This window comes from Azospirillum thermophilum, assembly GCF_003130795.1.
Taxonomy (GTDB): Bacteria; Pseudomonadota; Alphaproteobacteria; order Azospirillales; family Azospirillaceae; genus Azospirillum; species Azospirillum thermophilum.
Map to the genome: position 1 here is coordinate 2438674 of NZ_CP029353.1, position 22142 is coordinate 2460815.

The following is a 22142-nucleotide window of genomic DNA, read 5'->3' on the forward strand; positions in this document are numbered from 1 at the left end:
TCGAAGGTTGCGGCACCTTGCCTTGGCCGGCCGGCGGAGGCAAGCTTCGCCCATGACGAGCCAGCCCCCTCCCCCCGACCACGGTCATGCGCACGGCGCCGGCTGCTGCGGCGGCCATGCCCATGCCCATGCCCACGGTCACGATCATGACCATCACGGCGCCTCCCCCCTGGAGGGGCGCGCCGACCTCTCCGGCCCGGCCGAGGCGCCGATCCTGGTCGAGGTGACGCGCGGCTCCATGGTGGAGTCGGTCCACCGCGGCCGCGCCTGCATCGTCGACGCCGGCGGACATATCCTCGCCAGATGGGGCGACATCGATGCGCCGGTCTATCCCCGCTCGGCCATCAAGGCGATCCAGGCGATCCCGCTGATCGAGACGGGCGCCTTCGACGCCTTCGGCCTGGGCGAGGAGGAACTGGCTCTCGCCTGCTCCTCCCACAACGGCGAGGCCCGCCACACCGATCTCGCCAGGGCCTGGATCGCGCGCATCGGGCTGACGGTCGACGCTTATGAATGCGGCGCGCAGATCCCCTTCGATCCGGACACCGCCGCCGATCTCGTCCGCCGGGGCGAGGCGCCGACCGCCTTCCACAACAACTGCTCCGGCAAGCATGCCGGATTCCTGACCACCGCGGTCCACCGCAAGGAGCGGACGACGGGCTATGTCCGCTACGACCACCCGGTGCAACAGCGCATCCTGGGGGTGATGGAGCAGATGACCGGCCAGGATCTGTCGCAGGCGCCCTGGGGCGTCGACGGCTGCTCCATCCCGACCATCGGCATCCCGCTCGGCGCACTGGCCTACGCCATGGCCCGCATCGCCGACCCGCAGGACCTGCCGGACCAGCGGGCGCAGGCCGTCACCCGCATCGCCGGGGCCTGGGCCGCGCATCCTTACCTGATCGCCGGCAAGGGCAGCTTCGACACGCTGATGATGGAGGCGGCCGGCGGGCTGGTCCTGGTCAAGGGCGGGGCCGAGGGGGTGGGGTGCGCCGTGCTGCCCGAGCAGGGCATCGGTATCGCGCTGAAGATCGACGACGGCGCCCCGCGCGCCCGCGAGGTCGCCATGGCCGCCCTGATCCGCTCCACCAACGTGCTGGGCGACGCGCAATGGGCGAAGGCCGCGGCGCTGCTGTCGCAGCCTATCGCCAGCCGCGCCGGGCGGAGGTCGGGGCGGTGCGGACCGCGGCCGGCTTTCCCGGGACCGCCTGAACTCCGCAAGCGCGATCAAGGGCCGTCCGGATAGGGTGGCGGGGCAAGGAGGAGTCATGACCAGGGCCGGGACCAAGCCTGGGACCAAGCCCGGCACGCTGCTGGACTACGGCCGGCGGATCGACCGGGTGATCGCCCATATCGGCGCCCATCTGGACGACCCGCTCGACCTCGACCGCCTGGCGGAGGTCGCCTGTTTCTCCCCCTATCATTTCCACCGCATCTACCGGTCGATGACCGGCGAGACGGCGGCGGAGACCCTGCGCCGCCTGCGGCTGCACCGCGCGGCCGGCCATCTGGTGCAGGGGAAGAGGGAGACGGCGCTCATCGCCCGGCAGGCCGGCTACGGCAGCGTCGCCGCCTTCACCCGCGCCTTCGCCCAGGCCTACGGCATCACGCCGGCGGCCTACCGGCAGCGCGGCTGGCTGGCCCTTCCTCCGGCACATCCGAGACATCAGGAGGGAACCATGCACGACGTCACCATCCGCGAGCTGCCGCCGGTCCGCATCACCGGCTTCGACCACATCGGCCCCTACATGGCCATCGGCACCGCCTTCGACCGGCTGTCCGCCTGGGCCGCCGGGCGCGGGCTGATGGGGCCGGGCGTGCGCAGCTTCGCCGCCTATCTCGACGATCCGTCCGCCGTGGCGCCGGAGAAGCTGCGCTCCTTCGCCGGGCTGCTGCTCGACCGGCCGGTGGAGGAGACGGACGGTGTCCGCAGCCTCGACATCCGCGGCGGCCGCTATGCCGTCATGCTGCACAAGGGCCCCTACGCCGAACTGGAAAAGGCCTACCAGCGGCTCTACGGCGAGTGGCTGCCCGAGAGCGGCGAGACGCCCGCCGACGCCCCCTGCATCGAGGAATACCTCAACGACCCGCGCGGCCTGCCGCCCGAGGAGTGGCTGACCGAGATCCGGGTTCCGCTGACCTGACGCCTGACGGGCTGCCCAGGGGGCGGAGGGGATGCTATGGTCGCGCCCCACCCGCCTCCAGCCGGAACAGCCCGTCCATGAGCATCGACGACCTGCGCGCCCAGTACGAAGCCTATCCCTATCCGGCGCGCGACCCGGCCGACGAGGCGAAGCGCCTGATCACCGGCTCGCCCAGCCATCTGGACGAGGTCAACCACTACGTCTTCGGCGGCCGGCTCGACCATGGCCGGCCGCTCCGGGTCCTGGTGGCCGGCGGCGGCACCGGCGACGGGACGATCATGATCGCCCAGCAGATGGCCGACGCCGGCAATCCCGGCCATGTCACCTATCTTGACCTCTCCGACGCCTCGCGCGCCATCGCCGAGGCGCGGGCCGGGGCGCGCGGCCTGACCAACGTCCGCTTCCACCGCGGCTCCCTGCTGGAGCTGGAGGGGATGGGGCCCTTCGACTACATCGACTGCTGCGGCGTGATCCACCATCTGGACGACCCGGCGGCCGGCCTGCGCTCGCTGGCCGGCGCGCTGGCGCCGGGGGGCGGCATCGGGCTGATGGTCTATGCGCCGCTGGGCCGCACCGGCGTCTATCCGCTGCAGGCGGCGCTGCGCAGCATGACCGAAGGGCTGCCGCCGCAGGAGAAGGTGGCGGTCGCCCGCCGGCTGATCCAGGCCCTGCCGCCGGGCAACTGGCTGCTGAACAACCCCTACATCACCGACCACCGGCAGGCCGACGCCAACCTCTACGACCTGCTGCTGCACAGCTGCGACCGCCCCTTCACGGTGACGGAGCTGGCCGCACTCGGTGAACAGGCCGGCCTCGCCGTCGCCGCCCTCGTCGAGCCGGCCCGCTACGAGCCGGGCACCTGGGTGAAGGATCCGCGCACGCTGAAGCGGCTGGAGGGGCTGTCCTGGCTGGAGCGCGCCGCCTGGGCCGAGCAGGTCAGCGGCGCCATGACCAAGCACATCGCCTATTTCGTCCGCCCCGGGGACGCGGAGCGGGCGGTCTGCCGACCGGACGACCCGCAGGTGATCCCCGTGCTGCGCGGCCTGGACGGGCCGGCCGTCGCCCGGCAACTTCCGGCCGGCGGCACGCTGGAGGCGGAGCTGACGGGGGTGGTCGTCCCGCTTCCCCTGCCCCGCCTCGCCGGGCCGATCCTCGCCCGCTGCGACGGCCGCCGCACGGTGGCGGAGATCGCGGCCGACATGCAGGCGGCCGGCGTGTCCGCCGGGCCGGATCAGGTGATGAGCCAGTTCCAGCAGATGGCGCGCCTGCTGACCGGAGTCGGGATGATGCATCTGCGGCGGAGGTGATCCCCCGCCGCAGATGCCGGCGGCTCGCTTACGCCAGCCCCTTCTCCATGGCGCTCGCCAGGCGGCGGGCGAAGGCGGCGGGGTCGGGCAGCGCCTCGCCCTCGACGATGCGGGCCTGGTCGAGCAGCAGCCACGCCGCATCCTCCAGCGTCACCGCCGCCCCGTCCGCCTTGGCGCGGTCGGCGAGGCGCCGGATCAGCGGATGGGTGGGGTTGACCTCCAGGATGCGCTTGGCCGCCGGAGCGTCGGCGCCGAGCTGGCGGTGCTGCTTCAGCAGGCGCTCCAGGTGCATGTCCATGTCGTTCTCGTCGGCGACGAGGCAGACGGCGCTGTCGGTCAGCCGCTCGGACGGGCGGACGTCCTTCACGGCGTCCTGCAGGGTCAGCTTCAGCAGGGCCAGCAGGTCGGACAGCTCGCCCTTGGCGGCCTCCTTTTCCTCCGGCTTCTCCTCGCCGCCCTGGATCTTGCCGAGGTCGGCGCCGCCGCGGGTCACCGACTTGAAGGGCTTGCCCTGGTACTGGCCGACCGACGGCACCCAGAACTCGTCCACCGGATCGGTCAGCAGCAGCACCTCCACGCCCTTGGCCTTGAAGCCTTCGAGCTGCGGGCTGCGCAGCAGGCTGTCGACGTCGTCGCCGGAGATGGTGAAGATGGCCTCCTGCCCCTCCTTCATCCGGCCGACATACTCCTCCAGCGAGACCAGCCCGTCGCCGGCGGTGGTGCGGAAACGCAGCAGCTTCAGCAGCTCGTCGCGGTGCTCATAGTCCTCGTAGAGGCCTTCCTTCAGCACGGCGCCGAAATTCTCCCAGAAGGCCTGGTACTCGGCGGCGTTCTCCGTGTCCTTGGCCTTCTTGTTCAGCTCCGACAGGACGCGGCGCGTGATGCCGGCGCGGATCTTGGCCAGCATCGGGTTGTGCTGCAGCATCTCGCGGCTGATGTTCAGCGGCAGATCCTCGCTGTCCACCACGCCGCGCAGGAAGCGCAGGTAGGGCGGGATCAGCCCCTCGGCCGCGTCGGTGATGAACACGCGCTTGACGTACAGCTTCACCCGGTGGGCGCGCTTGGGGTCGAACAGGTCGAAGGGCTTGGTCGAGGGCACGAACAGCAGGTTCGTGTATTCCAGCGCCCCTTCCGCCCGCCAGTGCAGGGTCAGCCAGGGCTCGTCGAAGGCGTGGCCGACATGGTGGTAGAACTCCTTGTACTGCTCGGCCGTGATCTCGGACTTGGAACGGGTCCACAGCGCCGACGCGCTGTTCAGCGCCTTGGCGTCGTCCCCCTCGCCGAACAGGATCGGGATGGCGATGTGGTCGGAGTATTTGCGGACGATGGCGCCCAGCCGGTACTCCTCCAGATACTCGTCGTCGCCCTCGCGCAGATGCAGGACGATCCTCGTGCCGCGCGGCAGGTCGGCGGCCTCCGACACGGTGAACTCGCCCTTGCCGTCGGACTCCCAGCGCCAGCCCTGGCTCTCGCCGGCCTTGCGGGTCAGCACCGTCACCCGGTCCGCCACCATGAAGGCGGAATAGAAGCCGACGCCGAACTGGCCGATCAGGCTGACCTCCTTCCTGCCGTCGCCGCCCGTCTCGGCCTCCTTCAGCGACCGCATGAAGGCGGCGGTGCCCGAGCGCGCGATGGTGCCGAGATTCTCGACCAGGTCCTCCCGGTTCATGCCGATGCCGTTGTCGGCCACCGTCAGGGTCCGCGCCTCCTTGTCGGCCAGCAGCCGGACCTTCAGGTTGGGATCGTCGGCCGACAGCTCCGGCTGGGTCAGGGCCGCATAGCGCAGCCGGTCGCAGGCGTCGGAGGCGTTGGAGACCAGCTCGCGCAGGAAGACTTCCTTCTCGCTGTAGAGCGAGTGGGCGACGATATCGAGCAGGCGGCTGACCTCGGCTTGGAAGCTGAGCCGTTCCTCGGTCATGGATGGCACCCTGATGTTGACGGAAGACGAAGGTTGAAGACGGTTTCCCGAACCGCGGAGATAGGAGACGCGAGGGGCCGGTTCAAGAGGGACGGCACCGCCGCGGCGGCGTTTTCCAACCGGCGCGGGAAAAAGAAACCCCGCGCCGCGGGGAATGCGGCGCGGGGTCGCGGTACGGAGCGCAACGGCGGTGCGGAATCGCTCCGCCTACTTCTTGTTGCTGCCCTTCTTCGGCTGCTCCTGCGGAGCCGGTTCGCCGCCGGCGCCGGCCAGCAGCGGGGCCATGTCGGCGCCGTTCAGCAGGATCTGGCCCTGTTCGGTCAGGTCGATCTTGTAGCTGCGCACCTCGGCACCGCTGTCGTCCTTGCCGAGCTGGCCGAGCGCCTGGACCATGGAGAGCGCGCCCAGCAGGTCCTGGGTCTCCTGGTCGGGCTTCTTGCCCTTGGCCGGCTGCAGGGCCTTGACCGCGGTGTCGAGCCCACGCAGCAGGATGGTGGCGCCGCCCACCGCACCGGTGGCGGCCTGCGACGCCATGTGCACGGCGCCGTTGGCGGTGCCGGACAGGGCCGGCGCGGTGAAGGACAGCCGGTCGACCCGCAGCTCGCTGCCCGCCTCGGTCAGCGCGCCCATGACCGCGGCCATGGCGATGTCGGCCGGCGCCGGGGCGGGGGCCGCCGGTTCGATCTTCTTCGCCTTGGTGGACTTGGCCGGTTTCGCCTCCTTGGCCTCCTTGGCCTTCTCCTCGGCCTCCACGGCAGTCACGAAGTCGGAGAAGCTCTTCCACAGGGCGGCGTTCGGCAGCTTGGCGACGGAAACGCCCAGCTCCACCGCGCTCGGCACGAAGCTGGAGGGGGCCGGCGACGGGGTGATGCCGAAATCGCGCGCCTCCAGCCCGAAGGAGACGGTGGAGAAGCCCTGGTCCAGCCCCTCGATCCCCGACTGGAAGGCGAGATGGCCGACATTGACCTTGGTGCCGTCCGACACGTCGTCGACCGACAGGCCGGTCAGCCGCATCTTCATGGTCGTGCCGCCCAGCACGCCCTGCAGCTTGGGCAGGATCTCGGCCACGGTGGGCGGCGTGCCCGACGCGGTGGCGCGCTGCGAGACGAGCTGCAGTTCGGCGATCTTGCCGAGATCGGCGCGGACATAGGAGGCGTCGACCGCGATGCCGCCGAGCTTCAGCACCTCGCGCTTGTGGTCGTCGATCACGGTGACGTTGCCGATGGAGAAGGCGGACGGGCCGCTCCAGGTCGTCGCCCCGTCGAGCTTCAGGTCCTGCATCGCGGTGACCGACCCGACGGTGATCCTGCCCTTGCCGTCCGGCGAGGAGATGGAGAGGTCGCCGAGCGCGGCATCCATGGTCAGGATGGTGTCCAGCGCCTCCGACCACACGGCCTTGAACTGCTGGCGGCCGATGGCGACGGTCGCCACCTCCTTGTAGTCCTCGCCCTCGTCGTCCACCTCCAGCACGGCGATGCGGCTGGGCAGCGTCGCCGTGACGTCCCAGGTGCCGCCGGCCTGCGGGGTCAGCGACATCAGCACGGCGCCGAACTCGAACCGCGTGCCCTCGGCATCCTCGATGGACAGGCCGGGCATGGCGACGTCGTAGTGGTCGCCCGACGGCTTCACCGTCGGCTCGCCCTGCCATTCGAAGGTAACCCCTTCCGCCTCGTCCGACGGCGCGGGGAACCAGCGGTTCAGCCCGGCCTTCAGCGCGGTGGCCAGCGTCTTCGCACCCTTGTCGTCGACGGCCGGAGCCGGAGCCAGGGCGGCAGCGGGCGCGGTTGCAGGAGCGGCCGGCGCAGCGGCGGGTGCCGGGGTGGCCGGAGCGGGGGTGGCGGGCGCCTGGGCGGCCGGCGCTTGCGCGGCAGGGGCTTCGGCCGGTGCCGTCTGGGCATGGGAGACGGACCAGACGGCCGCGCTGGCGATCAGGCCGGCGGCAAGCGTGCGGGCAGGAAAGCGGCGCATATGACGGAACTCCAAAATCAGATACGGCAGTTAAGCTTGATACTCGAAGAGGGTCTACCACACAGAAGTGCGCAGGATGGTTAAGCCGACGCTTGCATTGCGCCCGTGCGCGCCCAATGCTTAACGGCATGACGTCCCCGCATCCCCCTTCGGTCCGTGGGCCCGGCGCCGAGGGCCGCGTGGTCGCGGTGCTCGGCCCGACCAACACCGGCAAGACCTACCTCGCCATCGAGCGGATGCTCGGCCACCGCACGGGGATGATCGGCTTTCCGCTGCGCCTGCTGGCGCGCGAGAACTACGACCGCATCGTCTCCATCAAGGGCCGCAACGCCGTCGCCCTGGTGACGGGGGAGGAGAAGATCCTTCCCCCCAACCCCTCCTACTGGGTCTGCACCGTCGAATCGATGCCGCTCGACCGGCCGGTCGATTTCCTGGCGGTGGACGAGATCCAGCTCTGCGCCGATCCGGAGCGCGGCCACATCTTCACCGACCGGCTGCTGCATGCCCGCGGCCTCGTGGAGACGATGGTGCTGGGCTCCGACACGCTGCAGCCGCTGATCCGCCGGCTGGTGCCGCGGGTCGAGTTCATCAGCCGCCCGCGCTTCTCCCAGCTCACCTATGCCGGCTACAAGAAGCTGACGCGCCTGCCGCCGCGCTCCGCCGTCGTCGCCTTCTCCGCCACCGACGTCTACGCCATCGCCGAGATGCTGCGCCGCCAGCGCGGCGGCACGGCGGTGGTGCTGGGGGCGCTGTCCCCGCGCACGCGCAATGCCCAGGTCGGGCTCTACCAGGCGGGCGAGGTGGACTATCTGGTGGCGACCGACGCCATCGGCATGGGGCTGAACATGGACGTCGACCATGTCGCCTTCGCCCGCATGGTCAAGTTCGACGGCTTCGCCCCCCGCCGGCTGCGGGCTCCCGAGGTGGCGCAGATCGCCGGCCGCGCCGGCCGCCACATGCGCGACGGCACCTTCGGCATCACCGACGAGGTGCAGGAGATCGACGCCGACGTCGTCAACCGGGTCGAGAACCACGAGTTCGAGACGATCAAGACGATCTCCTGGCGCAACAGCGCGCTGCGCTTCGACACGCCGGGCTTCCTGCTGAAGTCGCTGGAGGAGCGCTCGCCCCTGCCGGAGCTGATGCGGGCGCGCGACGCCGACGACCATCTGGCGCTGCAGGCGCTGGTCCGCGACCCCGACATCATGGATCTCGCCAAGGGGCGCGACGCGGTGAGGCTGCTGTGGGAGGTCTGCCAGATCCCCGACTTCCGCAAGGTGCTGTCGGACGCCCACACCCGGCTGCTGGGGCAGGTCTTCCGGTCCCTGCGCAGCGGCGTCGGCCGGCTGGACGAGGACTGGGTGGCCAAGCAGATCACCCGGCTCGACCGCACGGAGGGCGACATCGACGCGCTGGTGGCGCGCATCGCCCATATCCGCACCTGGACCTACATCTCCAACCGGCCGGCCTGGCTGAAGGACCCGCTGCACTGGCAGGAGCGCACCCGCGCGGTGGAGGACAAGCTGTCCGACGCCCTGCACGAGCGGTTGACGCAACGCTTCATCGACCGCCGCTCCGCGACGCTGGTGCGCACGCTGAAGGACGGGCGCGACCTGATCGGCGGCGTGCGGGCGGACGGCGAGGTGGTGGTGGAAGGCCATCCGGTCGGCCGCCTGGAGGGCTTCCGCTTCGTCCCCGACGCGCCCGACCGCTCCGACGAGGCGCGCGCCCTGCTGACCGCGGCGCGCCGCGCCCTGCGCGACGAGCTGGCCTCGCGGCTGCGCAGCTTCGAGCAGGAGCCGGACGAGGCCTTCGCCCTGACGCCGGACGGGCAGTTCACCGCCAACGGCATCGCGGTGGCGCGGCTCGCCGCCGGCCCGTCCGTCCTGACCCCGCTGGTCGTCCCCTTCGACGAGGGGCTGCTGGACCAGGGCCAGCGCGACCGGGTGCGGGCGCGGCTGGACCGCTGGCTGAAGGATCATATCGCTGCCCGGCTGAGGCCGCTGATCGCGCTGTCGAAGGCGGAGACGCTGACCGGGGCCGCCCGCGGCCTCGCCTTCCAGCTCGTCGAGGGGATGGGCGTCCTGCCCCGCGCTCCGGTCGCCGGGCTGGTGGAGGGGCTGGAGCGCGAGGACCGCAAGGCGCTGGCGAAGCTGGGCGTCCGGCTCGGCGTGTCGCACCTCTACCTGACGGCGCTCGCCAAGCCCGCGGCGGTGGCGATGCGCGGCCTGCTGTGGGCGGTCAGGGCGGGGCAGCCCCTGCCGGTCCCGGTGCCGCCGCCCGGCCGGGTTTCCGTCGAGGCGGCGCCGGAGAGGGAGGGCGGCCCGCCGCCGGCCTTCTGGGAGGCCATCGGCTATCCGCTGGCCGGCGGGCGCGCCGTGCGGGTCGACATGCTCGACCGGCTGGAGACGGAGATGCTGAAGCACGCCAAGGACGGCGCGCCGCTGACCGAACCGGCGCTCGGCCAGATGATCGGCGTGTCGCCGGACGAGCTGGGCGGCGTGCTGAAGGGCATGGGCTACAGCCGGTCGGTGGCGCAGGACGGGGCCGTCACCTGGCGCCGCCGCCGCGGGCCGCAGTCCCGGCCGCGGCGGGAGACGCCGGCCAACGCCGACCATCCCTTCGCCAAGTTGCGTCAACTGTCCGGGATGGGGTGACGAAGACCGACGATGACCGAACCCGACGACGACCTTGACGAGGGGCTGTCCGCGGCCGAGGCGGCCTCCGGCCGGCTGCGGGCCGACAAGTGGCTGTGGTTCGCGCGCTTCTTCAAGACGCGCAGCCTCGCCGCCAGGCTGTGCAACGGCGGCGGCCTGCGCATTTCCGGCACGGTGGCGACCAAGGCCAGCGCCGCCGTGAAGCCGGGCGACGTGCTGACCTTCGCGCAGGGCCGCCACATCCGGGTCATCAAGGTGCGGGCGCTCGGCACGCGCCGCGGCCCGGCGCCGGAGGCCCAGGCGCTCTACGAGGATCTGTCGCCCCCGGTGAAGGAGGAGGCGATCGGCGATCCCTACCGCCCGCCGGGCGCCGGCCGGCCGACCAAGCGCGAGCGGCGGGAGCTCGACCGGCTGCAGGGTGAGGAATAACGGCAACAGGGCCGGGAAAGCCGGGACCGCACCATTGCATATGGCCGGCCGCGACCATATCTGGGCGGCCTTACCCGCTTTTCTGTCGCCGGAGCTCCTTTCCCGATGCTTGACCTCCTGTCGGACCCGCAAGTCTGGGCCAGCCTGCTGACGCTGACCGCGTTGGAGATCGTGCTTGGCATCGACAACATCATCTTCATCTCGATCATGGCGTCCAAGCTGCCGGCGCACCAGCAGCACACGGCCCGCCGCGTCGGCCTGGCTCTGGCGCTGCTGACCCGGCTGGCCCTGCTGGCCTCCATCGCCTGGGTGGCGCAGTTGACGCAACCGCTGGTCACCATCCTGGGATGGGCGGTGTCGGGACGCGACCTGATCCTGATCGGCGGCGGCCTGTTCCTGCTGGCCAAGGGGACGCTGGAGATCCACCACACGGTGGAGGGGCACGAGGAGGACGGCGCCGCGCCGAAGGTGGCGTCCTTCACCTCCGTCGTCATCCAGATCATGTTCCTCGACATCGTCTTCTCGCTGGACAGCGTCATCACCGCGGTCGGCATGTCCGACCATCTGCCGGTGATGATCGCGGCGGTGGTCATCGCCATGGCGGTGATGCTGTTCGCCTCCGGCCCGGTCGGCGACTTCGTCAACCGTCACGCGACGGTGAAGATGCTGGCCCTGTCCTTCCTGCTGCTGGTCGGCGTGGCTCTGGTCGCCGACGGCATGGGCTTCCACATCCCCAAGGGCTACCTGTACTTCGCCATCGCCTTCTCGACGCTGGTCGAGGCCCTCAACCTGCTGGCCGCCAGCCGCCGCAAGCGGCTCCGCGAGGCCGCCGGGGCGGCGGGGCACTGACGTCCGCAAAAACCGCCGGCGCTCACGGAAAAGCCCTTCCCCCATGGCGGGGGAAGGGCTTTCGTCACTGACGGTCCCGGTCCGGACCCCGCCTCACACCCGCATCATGCGGTCGCGGAACTCCACCTCCTCCATCAGGTGCTCGTAGGCCACCTTGAACAGGTCGCGGATCGAGACGATGCCGACCGCGCGCTTGCCCTGGGTGATCGGCAGGTGGCGGTAATGCTTGGACTGCATCAGCGCCAGCGCCTCGCTCGCGTCGGCGTCCGGCGGCAGCGTGTCGGGGTTGCGGGTCATCACCTGCGCCACCTCGATCGAGGCGGGGTCGATGTCCTTGGACAGCACCTTGTTGTTCAGGTCGCGTTCCGTGACGATGCCGACGAGGTTGCCGTGGTTCACCACCAGCACCGCGCCGATGTTCTTCTCGGCCATCAGCTTGGAGACCGTGGAGACGGCGGTATCCTCCGGCACCAGGATGAGTTCCTGCGACTTCACGATGTCCGGAACCAGCTTGCGCTTCATCATTTCCCCGATTGCGAACCAAGGTCGTGCAGCGACCATGCGGGGGACTGTAGCGAACCGCTCGTAATGCTGAAAGAGACCGGGAGCAGCAGAGGCAGGGACGTTTTGTCGCTGCCGCCTATTGTCCGGAATTCCACTTAGTCCGTTCGATTACTTATGAATGCGGCGGGTCACGACGGGCTGGCCGGCGACAGGCCGGCAACCGCCGCGCCGCGCTCCGCCGCCAGCCGCGCGCCCAGCGCCAGCAGCAGCGCCCCCGCCCCGACCACCGCCGCGGCGCCGATCAGCACGGCGTCGTAGCTGCCGGTCCGCGCCACCATCAGGCCGGCGGCCAGCGGCCCCAGGATCTGCCCGACGCCATACACCGCGGTCAGCGCCCCGATCACCCGGGTGGAGGCGCCCGCCGACAAGTGCCGGCCGAGCCCGAAGGCCAGCGAGACGATGCCGACGAAGGTGCCGCCGAACAGGATGGCCGACAGCACGGCCGCCGCCGGGGAGCCGGTCACCGGCAGCAGAATCCCCACCGCCTGCGCGAGGTGGGCCAGGATCAGCCCGCGCCAGGGGCCGACGCGCCGCCCGACCGCCGCCCACAGAAGCCCCGACCCGGCGGCGGCGATGCCCACCAGGATCCAGGCCACCTCGCCCAGCGCCGCCGTCTCCGGCATCGTCTTGAGGATGGAGACGAGGAAGGTGCCCGACACGATGTAGCCGCCGCCCTCCAGGAAATAGGCCACCGCCAGCAGGACCAGCGGTGCCGGCATCCCGCCCGGCCGCCTTCCGCGATCCGCACCGGCCGAAGCCGCCGCCGGCCCCACGGGTCCGCGACGCTCCGGACGGTCGGCGACCCAGGCCCAGGAGGACAGGCTCGCCACGGCGCAGATCAGCCCCAGCGCCAGCCAGTCGCCGGCCCAGCCCAGCCGGCTGCCGGTGAGCGCGACGAACAGCCCGGAGGAGGCGATGCCGATTCCCACCCCGGTGTAGAGCCAGCCGGCCTTCGTCTCCCGCCCCATGCGGGCCAGCGCGTCCAGCACGATGGCGATGCCCAGGATGAAGATGCCGGCGCTGCTGAGGCCGGACAGGACGCGCAGGACGCTCCAGGCCGCCATGCTCTCGTCCGCCGGGCCGGCCACCAGCCCCATCGCCGCGGTGGTGCCGACGCTGAGGAGCAGGCTGGCGCGGAAGACCGCGGTGCGGATGCGGCCGTGCGGCACCAGCCCGGCACCGACAGCGCCGGCCAGATAGCCCAGGTAGTTGAGCGAGGCGAGCAGCCCCGCCCCCTCCGGCCCCAGCCCGGTAGCGGCCTGCATCGCCGGCAGGATCGGGGTGAAGGCGAAGCGCGCCACCCCCATGGCGATGGCCAGCGCGACGATGCCGCCGATCAGGACCCGGATCATCGGGACCTCCATTGTTTCTTCAACGAACATCCTCGCGCGCCGCCGCCCTCATTTCCAATGAAATGTTCCGATGCTATGCTCCACTGAAAGTGATGGGAGCCCTTCCATGGATCTGGCGGGATTGCGGGCGATCAAGGCGGTGGCCGACACCGGCAGCGTCAGCCGGGCGGCGGAGGTTCTGAACTGCGTCCAGTCCAACGTGACGGCGCGGGTCAAGCGGCTGGAGCAGGATCTGGGAGTCGAGCTGTTCCACCGCATGAGCCGCGGCATGGCGCCGACCCCGGCGGGGCGGGTGCTGGCCGACTATGCCGACCGGGTGCTGCGGATGGTCGCCCAGGCGCGCGACGCGGTGGCGGACGCGGCGGGGCGCGGCGGCCGGCTCGCCATCGGCACCATGGAGACGACCGCCGCGGTGCGGCTGCCGCCGATCCTCGCCGGCTTCCACGCCGACCATCCCGGCGTCGAGCTGACCATCGTCCCCGGCCCGACCGAGCATTTGCTGGGCGAGGTGCTGGCCGGGCGGCTCGACGGCGCCTTCGTCGGCGGCGCGGTGGAACATCCCGACCTGTTCGTCCGCCTCGCCTTCGAGGAGGAGCTGGTGCTGATCGAGCCGGCGTCCGGCCTGTCGTCGGAGAGCGGGCGGTCCACCCTGATCGGCTTCGGCCGGGCCTGCGCCTACCGCATGCGGGCGGAGACGGCGATGCGCGAGGCCGGGCGCGTGCCCTACCGGGTGATGGAGTTCGGCTCGCTCGACGCCATCCTCGGCTGCGTCGCCGCCGGGATGGGCGTCACCATCCTGCCGCGGGCGGTGGTGGAGCGGGCGCCCTGGAGCACCATGCTGACGGCGCGGCGGATCGCCCCGGACCTCGCCCGCATGCCCACCAGCTTCGTGCGACGGACCGACGCAGTGGAGACCGTTAGCCTGCGTGCTTTCCTCGACGCCGTGGCGCTGGCGAGCCCGCTGGCGCTGGCCCGGCAGCCGCCCCCGAGATGGACGGGGTTGAACCTGTCCAAGGCGGCGTGCTAGGCAGGCGCCGGGTTGGCCATCGCTTCGGTCAGGCATCCGCCCGCAGGCCCGGGGAGGCACCCCGGGCACCGCAGCCGCGGACGTCGCCGGAACCGGCGGGAACAGCGGAGAACAGATCATGCCTTACGTCGTCACCGACGACTGCATCAAGTGCAAGTACACCGACTGCGTCGAGGTGTGCCCCGTGGATTGCTTCTACGAGGGCGAGAACATGCTGGTGATCCACCCCGACGAGTGCATCGACTGCGGCGTGTGCGAACCGGAATGCCCGGCCGAGGCGATCGTCCCCGACACCGACGACCGCGCCGCCAAGTGGCTGGAGCTGAACCGGGAATATTCGGGCTCCTGGCCGAACATCACCCGCAAGAAGGACGCGATGCCCGACGCCGACCAGTGGAAGGGCGTGGACGGCAAGTACGACAAGTACTTCTCCCCCAATCCCGGCAAGTGATCGGACCCGCCCGGGTCCGGAGTCGCGGCCGTTCGGGCAGGTTCGCTAAAATTGCTGCTATGCAAAATGGACGGGTCGGCTATGGCCGGGCGGAGCGAGATTCCGTCCGGCCGCCCGTGCGTAGTCTTTGTAACCGGGCCGTAACATCGCTATAATGCGCGCCCGGAGCCGGCCTTCGCGCCATTGCCGGTGATCCCTCAGAACAAAGGACTCGTGACTGTCTTGATCGTCGTGGAGGATCCCACCCCCACGGCGCGACAACAGTCTGCAGGGTCCTTTTTCGCTCCGTTCCACCGGGGCGGCAAAATGGCGCGGTCGCGATAAGTGAGAGCCAACCCACATGTCGAACAAGCTTGACTTCGAGGCCGGCGACTTCGTCGTCTATCCCGCTCACGGTGTCGGTCGGGTCGATGGCATCGAGACCCACAGCATCGCCGGCCAAGACATCCAGCTCTACGCGATCTCGTTCGAAAAAGAGCGCATGACGCTCAAGGTTCCGGTCACCAAGGCCCGCAACGCGGGTCTGCGCCGGCTCTCCACCAAGGACCGCATCAAGGCCGCGCTGGAGACCCTGCAGGGCCGCTCGCGCGTGCGCCGCACCATGTGGAGCCGCCGCGCCCAGGAATACGAAGCCAAGATCAACTCCGGCGACCCCGTCTCCATCGCCGAGGTGGTGCGCGACCTCTATCGCGGCGCCGACCAGTCCGACCAGTCCTACAGCGAGCGCCAGATCTACCAGGCGGCGCTGGAGCGCCTGGCCCGCGAGCTGGCCGCGGTCGAGAAGATCGACGAGATGAAGGCCACCGAGCGGCTGGAGCTGGTCCTGAAGAAGGCCGCCTGAGCCTCCGCCCGGCCCTTCGCGCGGCGAGCGTCGCGGAGCGGGCCATCCATCCGAAGGGCGTCATATTTCGCCTTTCATTCCGCTCCGCGCGGCGCATACACTCCGGCCCGGGACCCCTCGGCCGGAGTGTTGTTTTTGGTGCGCATGGTTGAACCGAATCCCTCTGAACCGCAGAGATTCATCGATCTCGGCCGGCCCCGGCGGATCTGGGCGATCGGCGCCGTCCATGCCGACCCCGACCGGCTGGACGCCATCCACCATGCGGTGGCGGAGCGGTTCCGGCCCGGCGACCGGCTGATCTATCTCGGCAACATGATCGGACGCGGCGAGTGGGTGATCGAGACGCTCGACCGGCTCATCGCCTTCCGCAGCGCCCTGCTCGCACGGCCCGGCATGGTGGCGAGCGACCTCGTCTATCTGCGCGGCGGGCAGGAGGAGATGTGGCAGAAGCTGATGCAGCTCCAGTTCGCGCCCGATCCCCGGCAGGTGCTGGACTGGATGCTGCGCCAGGGTGTCGCGACGACGCTGGCCGCCTATGGCGGCTCGGCGGAGGCCGGCATGGCGGCGGCCCGCGGCGGCACCGTGTCGCTCGGCCGCTGGACGCAGGGGCTGCGCCAGGCGATGCAGAGCCGCCCCGGGCATGAGGCGCTGTTCAACAGCCTGCGCCGCGCCGCCTACACCGGCGTGACCGCCTCCGGCGACCCGGCCGCGCCGCAGGGGCTTCTGTTCGTCAGCGCCGGCATCGACCCGGCCCGGCCGCTCACGCATCAGGGCGACGCCTTCTGGTGGGGCGGGGCCGGCTTCACGCGGCTGGACCACCATTATGGCGGCTTCCGCCGGCTGGTGCGCGGCTACGACCCGGCCCACCAGGGGGTCGCCGCGGGCGATCTCGCCGTGACGCTGGACGGCGGCTGCGGCTTCGGCGGGACGCTGGTCTGCGGCTGCTTCGACACCGGCGGCGAGATCCTGGAGATGTTCCAGGCCTGACCCTGACGAAAGGCCGGTTCGCCCGCCGGCCATCCGACTTTCGTATTGTTCCACCAAATACCGCGGACGAGGCGTGATCCGATCGCCGTCCCTGTGCGTATCACACCGCAACAGGGCACGACGACGGCTGTTGTCCACTCTGTCCTTCCGCTCCCGGACCGGTTTCACCGGCCGGGCGGAGAGCTGACGAAGCGGACCCGGGGAACGGGAGCCGGACAGGGGACAAACAGCCGCCCAGGCAGGGCAGCCCAGGCACTTCAAGCCCTGGAGGGGCCGCCCTAACGGGAAGGAAGGGACGGATGGCCTATATCGACGATCCCGAGACTCAGCGCGCCAACCTGAGCTTCATCAAGGCGTCCATGCGCGAACCTCTGCTGTCGCGCGACCACGAGTTCGATCTTGCGCGAAAATGGCGCGAGGACGGCAACGAGCGGGCCCTGCACGAGCTGGTCCGGGCCTACACCCGCCTCGTCATCGCCACCGCCGCCCGCTTCCGCAACTACGGCCTGCCCATGGGCGATCTGGTGCAGGAGGGCAATGTCGGGCTGATGCAGGCGGCCAGCCGCTTCGAGCCCGACCGCGAGGTGCGCTTCTCGACCTACGCGGCCTGGTGGATCCGCTCGGCCATGCAGGACTACATCCTGCGCAACTGGTCGATCGTGCGCACCGGCACGACCGCCGCGCAGAAATCGCTGTTCTTCAACCTGCGCCGCCTGCGCGCCAAGATCGACCGCATGGCCGAGGGCGGCACGACCGGCAGCGGCAGCGGCCTGACCCGCGAAGGGCGGGAGTGGATCGCGACCGAGCTGCAGGTCGACGTCACCGAGGTCGAGGCGATGGAGATGCGGCTGTCCGGCGTGGACCAGTCGCTGAACTCCCCGGTCGCCGACGGCTCCGACGACGACTGGCAGGACTTCCTGGCCGACCACCGCCCCTCGCCGGAGGACGTCGTCATCGTCATGCGCGACGCCAACACCCGCTCGCAGTGGCTGGCGGAGGCGCTGGGCGAGCTCAGCCCGCGCGAACGGACCATCATCCGGGAGCGCCGGCTGCGCGAGGAAGGCGCCACGCTGGAGGAGCTGGGCCGCGAGCTCGGCGTCAGCAAGGAGCGGGTGCGCCAGCTTGAGCATCGCGCCCTGATGAAGCTGCGCCAGTCGATGCTGAAGCGCGTGGAAGGCTTCGAGGACCTGCTGGCCGACGCATGAGGCCGGCGGGGCGGGGCTTGAGCCAGGACGGCGGCGGCGTCAGTCGTCGCCGCCGACCTTGGTGACCCGCTCCGCCTCGCCGCTCTCACCGGCCTCCTCCGGCACCACCACGCGCCAGACCTCCATGGTGCCGGTACGGCCCCGCAGCGTCCGGCCGCCCTGGCGCACCAGCGGCACCGTCCCGTCGCTGCGCGCCGCGGTCACCCCGCTCGCCAGGACGATCACGTCCTCGCCATCCTGCTGCAGGGACGAGGACAGCTCCTCGATGCGGGCGGCGACGTTCACCGTGTCGCCGACGATCGTGTAGTTGATCCGGCTTTCCGAGCCGATGTTGCCGACCACCACCGGCCCGGAATGCAGGCCGACCCGCACCCGGATCGGCTGGCCGCCGGCCCCGCGGCGCCTGCGGTTGTCCTCGCGCACCGCGCAGTGGATGGCGTGGGCGGCGCGCAGCGCCCGGGCGGCATGGTCCTTCTGCTCGTCCGGCGCTCCCCAGAAGGCCATCAGCGAGTCGCCGATGAACTTGTCCACCGTCCCGCCCTCCGCCTCGATGCAGGCGGCGAGCAGGGTGAAATGCTCGTTCAGCAGCTTGGCGGTATCGGCCGCCCCCAGATGCTCCGCCATGCGGGAGAAGCCGCGGATGTCGGTGAACATCACCGTCACCTCCCGCTCCTCCGTGCCGAAGGCGGTGCCGGCGCCGTGCCGGTGCATCAGCTGCAGGACCAGCGCCTTCGGCACATAGGTCTCGAACCAGCGCAGGCCGGCCACCATGGCGTTGAAGGCGGTGGCGGCGCGGGCCAGCTCGCGCAGGCGCGAATCCGGCAGGTCGGGGATGGCGCGGAACTCGAAGGCGCGCACCCGGTCGGCCACGTCGGCCAGCCGGGCCACCTGCCGGCTGATCCGCCGCCCGACGAACAGGGCGACCGCGACCGACATCAGCAGGATCCCCAGCCCGACCATCCCGGTGGTGTAGAGGCGCTGGATCTCGGTGCCCATCTCGTTGCCGCGCATGCCGATGCCGATGATCCAGTCCTGCTGGCCATAGCCGGTCATGCTGCGCATCAGGAACAGATAGTCGTCGCCCGCCACCGAGACCGAGCGGCCCTCCACCCGCTTCCTCAGCGCCTTCACCGGCACGCCGGACTGCCAGAGGGCGGCCAGCGCCGGGTCGTCCACCTGGTCGATGCGCGGCAGCGGCGGCCCGTCCGCCTTGGCCGACAGGTCGAGCGAGCGGCCGGCGAGCGACGGGTGGGCCAGCACATGGTCGCGGTCGTAGAGCACGAAGGCGTTCACCCCCTGCTCGACATAGAAGGTGGCGAGGAAGCGGGAGAGGTCGCCCAGCGACACCCCGACCACCACCTGCCCCAGATAGCGCCCGTCGCGCCGCACCGGCTGGTAGACCGACAGGTAGCTGGTGCCGCCCTCCTTCATCCAGCGCGGGGCGGCCCACTGCGCGGTGGCGCGGTCGGCCCCCGACAGCAGCTCGGGCGGCAGGTCCGTCTCGCCCCGGCCGTCGAAGGGGCCGGCGACCAGCCCGCCCCCCAGCCGGCCGGCCCGCGCCCCGGTCAGGTCGGGACGGACGAAGGCCAGTCCCGTCACGTCCGGCGCGGCGGCCAGCGCGCCGCGCAGCGTGGCCGACAGGGTGGCCGTATCGGCCGGGTCGAGGTCGCCGCGCTCGATCAGCCCGGCGACGAAGCGGGCCATGTCGCGCGCAGGGTCGAGCTGGTGGCGCACCCGCACCTCCACCCCGGCCAGCGCCAGATCGGCCCGGTCGTTCAGCAGGGTGAAGGTGTTGGTGCTGGCGCTGACCAGCCCGAGGATCAGCACGCTCGCCACCGCCGCCAGCATGAGCGAGCCGAATCCGGCGACCAGCACCGCCGCGATGGGCATGCGCAGGCGCCGGCCGCGCCCGCTGCGGGCGTCGGCGGTGTCCGCGCCGGAAGATGGGATGGCCTGGGCTCTGTCGGGCATGGCGCACAAGCTACCCGTCCGGAGATGTCCGGGCAATCGCCGGGAGGCTCGCCAGCCTGTCGAATCCGGGGGTCAGCCCCCTCGATCACCTTGACGCGCCGCCCCGCCGGCAGCGGCGTCCCCGGCGGAATGTCGTTGATGATCCGGAACAATTCTTCGGCGTAGCGGTCCTGCGGCATGCGGCGGACGAAGCCCTCCACCCCGTCGCCGGGCTGCGCCGCCACGACGCGGATGCGCTTGGGCTGCAGCCCGGCCGCCTCCTGCCGGGTCAGGCGGTGAAAGCTGTTGGCGGTTTGCCGGAAGTCGCTGTCGAACCGTTGCAACTCGCCGGCCGGGCTGAGGAAGGTGAAGCGATAGATCGTATCGGGAGCGAACTGGATGGCCACCAGCCTGATGTCCGCCGCCCCCTCCTCGGTCTTGCCCTGGGTCACCGCGGTGGCCGCCGGGAAGCCGCCGATGGTCAGGCCCTGCACGCCCTGGAGCTGCGCCCCCTTCGCCCAGACGCCGGTGAGGTAGGCGACCGGATCGCGCGTGCCGGGGGCCGAGCCGCCGTCGAAGACCACCGCCGCACCGGTCCGCCCCTTGGCGATCACCTGCTCCGCCCCGTTCAGCAGCGAGTATCCTTCCGGAACCGAAAAGGCGATGCCGAGCCCCGGATGGGCGAAGCTGCGGCCACGGACGAAGCCGTTCTCCGGGCTGTCGCCCCAGATCAGCCCGTCGACCGCCGCGAGGTAGGGATCGACCGGCCGCCGGCCGCCGGGCGGCCGGGCCCGCGCGAGGTCGGCGGCCTTCCACACCCGGTCCTCCGTCGCCGGATGGCTGGCGAAGAAGTCGAAGCCGCTCTCCCCCTTGCCGCTGCGCAGTCCTTCGAGCTGGCCGTAGCGCCGCATCGTCTCCAGGAAGGTCGCCATGGCGAAGGGGTCGTAGCCGGCCCGCACCAGCGTCTCGACGCCCAGGCTGTCGGCCTCCAGTTCCTGGGCGCGGGAATAGCTGGCGACGACGGCGCTGCCGCCGAGCCCGGCGAGCTGCCCGAGCTCCGGGTTGCCGAGCACCATCCCGACCCCGGCGGCCAGCAGCCCGGCGATGGTCTGCTGCTGCTGCCGCTGGGCCGAATGGTGGGCGGTGACGTGGCCGATCTCGTGGGCCAGCACGCCGGCCACCTCCGCCTCGTCCTTCGCCAGCGCGATCAGGCCGCGGGTGATGTAGACATAGCCGCCGGGCAGCGCGAAGGCGTTGATGACGTCGCTGTCCAGCACGGTGAAGGTCCAGGGCTCGTTCGCCCGCTCGGTGGTGGCGGCGAGCCGCCGGCCGATTCCTTCGACATAGGCCTGCAGCCGCCGGTCCTTCACCGCCCCGCCGAACTGTGCCAGGATCTTCGGGTGCTCCTGCGCGCCCAGCGCCTCCTCGTCGGCGTCGAACAGGCCGGCCGGGGCCGGCGTCACGGGGGCGCAGACGAGCAGCAGCGCCGCCATCAGGGCGGCCAGCAGGGATCGGGGCGCGGTGCGGCGGGTCACGGGCGGCATATCGGACAAACCCTGGCGGGGGACGCTTGTTCCTCCCGGATCTCGTCGCTCCGCCGTCCCGCTTCAAGCTCGTCCGGACGGAGGAGGCCCCGGCTTCCCGTTGCGGCCGCTCGCGGCGGCCTTCGCCTTCTGGCTGGCCGTCGCTGCGCTTCCCGCCGGGGCTGCCCCGTCCTGGCGCGTCGTCGCCGTGGTCGACGGCGACACGCTGGTGCTGGAGGACGGCCGGCAGGTCCGCCTCGCCGGAATCGAAGCGCCTCGTCCGCCCGCGGGGGCCGGACCGGGCGACGGCCGGTCATGGCCGCTGGCCGAGGCGGCGGCGACCGCCCTCGCCGACCTCGCGCTCGGCCGTCAGGTCTCGGTCCGTGGCGAGGCGATCACCGACCGGCACGGCCGGCTGCTCGCCCATCTGCAGCGCGACGACGGGCTGTGGCTGCAGGGCGCCCTGCTGACGGCCGGCCTTGCCCGCGTCCACACCCGCCCCGACAGCCGGGGGCTGGCCGCCGGGATGCTGGCGGCGGAGGAGGCCGCCCGGCAGGCCGGGCGCGGCCTCTGGCGCAGCCGGGCCTACGAGGTGCGCTGGGCCTCGGAACCGGAGGAACTCGCCCGCCACCGCGACAGTTTCCAGATCGTCGAAGGGCGCGTGCTGCATGTGCAAAAGAGCGGGGGCGAGGCCTATCTGGACTTCGGCGAAGACTGGCGGACCGACGTCACCGTCCATCTCGGGCGCGCGGCGATGCGCGCCGCCGCCGAAGCCGGCATCGACCCGCTGTCCTTCGAGGGCCGGCGCGTGCGGGTGCGCGGATGGATCGGCCTGCGCAACGGCCCGGTCGTCGAGGTTACGCATCCGGAACAGATCGAGCGGCTGGAGCCGCCGGCACCTCCGCCCCGCACCGTCCGCCGAGCCGGGCCGCCGCCCGGCCGCCGCGACGCGGATGCGGAGGGCGACTGA

At 71.4% G+C, this 22142-nt stretch carries 17 protein-coding genes and 1 pseudogene; 12 read left to right on the forward strand and 6 right to left on the reverse strand.

Annotated elements, in window-relative coordinates; genetic code table 11:
- Positions 1-52: 52 nt before the first annotated feature.
- The 3 genes from DEW08_RS17870 to DEW08_RS17880 all read left to right on the forward strand — a co-directional run bounded on the left by DEW08_RS17870 (position 53) and on the right by DEW08_RS17880 (position 3451).
- Positions 53-1246, forward strand: coding sequence for an asparaginase (locus tag DEW08_RS17870; protein WP_109329347.1), 1194 nt, complete (start codon positions 53-55; stop codon positions 1244-1246).
- A 22-nt stretch (positions 1247-1268) separates the two neighbouring features.
- The gene (locus DEW08_RS17875; protein WP_109329349.1) at positions 1269-2144 is read left to right on the forward strand and encodes an AraC family transcriptional regulator; all 876 of its coding nucleotides are present in this window, start codon (positions 1269-1271) and stop codon (positions 2142-2144) included.
- Positions 2145-2221: 77 nt separating this feature from the next.
- Entirely contained in the window at positions 2222-3451 is a 1230-nt protein-coding gene (locus DEW08_RS17880; protein WP_109329351.1) for a class I SAM-dependent methyltransferase, read from the forward strand.
- Between the two features lie 28 nt (positions 3452-3479).
- Here the strand turns inward: DEW08_RS17880 and htpG are convergent, their stop codons facing one another.
- Positions 3480-5369, reverse strand: coding sequence for a molecular chaperone HtpG (gene htpG, locus DEW08_RS17885; RefSeq protein WP_109329353.1), 1890 nt, complete (start codon positions 5367-5369; stop codon positions 3480-3482).
- Positions 5370-5576: 207 nt separating this feature from the next.
- Positions 5577-7337 (reverse strand): hypothetical protein, encoded by a 1761-nt coding sequence (locus DEW08_RS17890; RefSeq protein ID WP_109329355.1) that lies wholly within the window; start codon positions 7335-7337, stop codon positions 5577-5579.
- Between the two features lie 179 nt (positions 7338-7516).
- Between DEW08_RS17890 and DEW08_RS17895 the strand changes: the two genes are divergently transcribed.
- The 3 genes from DEW08_RS17895 to DEW08_RS17905 all read left to right on the forward strand — a co-directional run bounded on the left by DEW08_RS17895 (position 7517) and on the right by DEW08_RS17905 (position 11272).
- Complete coding sequence (locus DEW08_RS17895; RefSeq protein ID WP_109329357.1) at positions 7517-9994, forward strand: helicase-related protein; 2478 nt, start codon at positions 7517-7519, stop codon at positions 9992-9994.
- Positions 9995-10006: 12 nt separating this feature from the next.
- A complete protein-coding gene (locus DEW08_RS17900) occupies positions 10007-10423 on the forward strand; it encodes an RNA-binding S4 domain-containing protein (protein WP_109329359.1) in 417 nt (138 codons plus the stop codon).
- A gap of 105 nt (positions 10424-10528) precedes the next feature.
- The gene (locus DEW08_RS17905) at positions 10529-11272 is read left to right on the forward strand and encodes a TerC family protein (RefSeq protein WP_109329361.1); all 744 of its coding nucleotides are present in this window, start codon (positions 10529-10531) and stop codon (positions 11270-11272) included.
- Between the two features lie 93 nt (positions 11273-11365).
- Here DEW08_RS17905 and DEW08_RS17910 read toward each other — a convergent pair whose 3' ends face one another.
- Both DEW08_RS17910 and DEW08_RS17915 read right to left on the reverse strand, forming a co-directional pair.
- Complete coding sequence (locus DEW08_RS17910; protein ID WP_245986399.1) at positions 11366-11797, reverse strand: CBS domain-containing protein; 432 nt, start codon at positions 11795-11797, stop codon at positions 11366-11368.
- A 167-nt stretch (positions 11798-11964) separates the two neighbouring features.
- Positions 11965-13188, reverse strand: a complete 1224-nt coding sequence (locus DEW08_RS17915; RefSeq protein WP_109329967.1) for a YbfB/YjiJ family MFS transporter — start codon at positions 13186-13188, stop codon at positions 11965-11967.
- A 106-nt stretch (positions 13189-13294) separates the two neighbouring features.
- Here DEW08_RS17915 and DEW08_RS17920 point away from each other — a divergent pair, with 106 nt between their 5' ends.
- The 5 genes from DEW08_RS17920 to DEW08_RS17940 all read left to right on the forward strand — a co-directional run bounded on the left by DEW08_RS17920 (position 13295) and on the right by DEW08_RS17940 (position 17699).
- The gene (locus tag DEW08_RS17920) at positions 13295-14215 is read left to right on the forward strand and encodes a LysR family transcriptional regulator (RefSeq protein ID WP_109329363.1); all 921 of its coding nucleotides are present in this window, start codon (positions 13295-13297) and stop codon (positions 14213-14215) included.
- Between the two features lie 118 nt (positions 14216-14333).
- A complete protein-coding gene (gene fdxA / locus DEW08_RS17925) occupies positions 14334-14666 on the forward strand; it encodes a ferredoxin FdxA (RefSeq protein ID WP_109329365.1) in 333 nt (110 codons plus the stop codon).
- A gap of 340 nt (positions 14667-15006) precedes the next feature.
- Complete coding sequence (locus DEW08_RS17930) at positions 15007-15507, forward strand: CarD family transcriptional regulator (RefSeq protein ID WP_109329367.1); 501 nt, start codon at positions 15007-15009, stop codon at positions 15505-15507.
- Positions 15508-15651: 144 nt separating this feature from the next.
- Entirely contained in the window at positions 15652-16494 is an 843-nt protein-coding gene (locus DEW08_RS17935) for a hypothetical protein (RefSeq protein ID WP_109329369.1), read from the forward strand.
- A 299-nt stretch (positions 16495-16793) separates the two neighbouring features.
- Positions 16794-17699 carry an RNA polymerase factor sigma-32 gene (locus tag DEW08_RS17940; protein ID WP_109329371.1) on the forward strand — a complete coding sequence of 302 codons (906 nt, stop codon included), beginning with the start codon at positions 16794-16796 and terminating at the stop codon, positions 17697-17699.
- A 39-nt stretch (positions 17700-17738) separates the two neighbouring features.
- Here DEW08_RS17940 and DEW08_RS17945 read toward each other — a convergent pair whose 3' ends face one another.
- On the reverse strand, positions 17739-19670 hold the full coding sequence (locus DEW08_RS17945; RefSeq protein WP_109329373.1) for an adenylate/guanylate cyclase domain-containing protein: 1932 nt from the start codon (positions 19668-19670) through the stop codon (positions 17739-17741).
- 848 nt (positions 19671-20518) lie between these two features.
- A pseudogene (locus DEW08_RS32570) lies at positions 20519-21193 on the reverse strand (M48 family metalloprotease); the annotation flags it as partial.
- 100 nt (positions 21194-21293) lie between these two features.
- Here DEW08_RS32570 and DEW08_RS17955 point away from each other — a divergent pair.
- Complete coding sequence (locus DEW08_RS17955; RefSeq protein ID WP_109329443.1) at positions 21294-22142, forward strand: thermonuclease family protein; 849 nt, start codon at positions 21294-21296, stop codon at positions 22140-22142.

Excerpts from the sequence above, each read along its gene's own strand:
- DEW08_RS17870 (WP_109329347.1), top strand. The coding sequence starts at position 53 with ATGACGAGCCAGCCCCCTCCCCCCGACCACGGTCATGCGCACGGCGCC.
- DEW08_RS17875 (WP_109329349.1), top strand. The coding sequence starts at position 1,269 with ATGACCAGGGCCGGGACCAAGCCTGGGACCAAGCCCGGCACGCTGCTG.
- DEW08_RS17880 (WP_109329351.1), top strand. The coding sequence starts at position 2,222 with ATGAGCATCGACGACCTGCGCGCCCAGTACGAAGCCTATCCCTATCCG.
- htpG (WP_109329353.1), bottom strand. The coding sequence starts at position 5,369 with ATGACCGAGGAACGGCTCAGCTTCCAAGCCGAGGTCAGCCGCCTGCTC.
- DEW08_RS17890 (WP_109329355.1), bottom strand. The coding sequence starts at position 7,337 with ATGCGCCGCTTTCCTGCCCGCACGCTTGCCGCCGGCCTGATCGCCAGC.
- DEW08_RS17900 (WP_109329359.1), top strand. The coding sequence starts at position 10,007 with ATGACCGAACCCGACGACGACCTTGACGAGGGGCTGTCCGCGGCCGAG.
- DEW08_RS17905 (WP_109329361.1), top strand. The coding sequence starts at position 10,529 with ATGCTTGACCTCCTGTCGGACCCGCAAGTCTGGGCCAGCCTGCTGACG.
- DEW08_RS17910 (WP_245986399.1), bottom strand. The coding sequence starts at position 11,797 with ATGATGAAGCGCAAGCTGGTTCCGGACATCGTGAAGTCGCAGGAACTC.
- DEW08_RS17915 (WP_109329967.1), bottom strand. The coding sequence starts at position 13,188 with ATGATCCGGGTCCTGATCGGCGGCATCGTCGCGCTGGCCATCGCCATG.
- DEW08_RS17920 (WP_109329363.1), top strand. The coding sequence starts at position 13,295 with ATGGATCTGGCGGGATTGCGGGCGATCAAGGCGGTGGCCGACACCGGC.
- fdxA (WP_109329365.1), top strand. The coding sequence starts at position 14,334 with ATGCCTTACGTCGTCACCGACGACTGCATCAAGTGCAAGTACACCGAC.
- DEW08_RS17930 (WP_109329367.1), top strand. The coding sequence starts at position 15,007 with ATGTCGAACAAGCTTGACTTCGAGGCCGGCGACTTCGTCGTCTATCCC.
- DEW08_RS17935 (WP_109329369.1), top strand. The coding sequence starts at position 15,652 with ATGGTTGAACCGAATCCCTCTGAACCGCAGAGATTCATCGATCTCGGC.
- DEW08_RS17940 (WP_109329371.1), top strand. The coding sequence starts at position 16,794 with ATGGCCTATATCGACGATCCCGAGACTCAGCGCGCCAACCTGAGCTTC.
- DEW08_RS17945 (WP_109329373.1), bottom strand. The coding sequence starts at position 19,670 with ATGCCCGACAGAGCCCAGGCCATCCCATCTTCCGGCGCGGACACCGCC.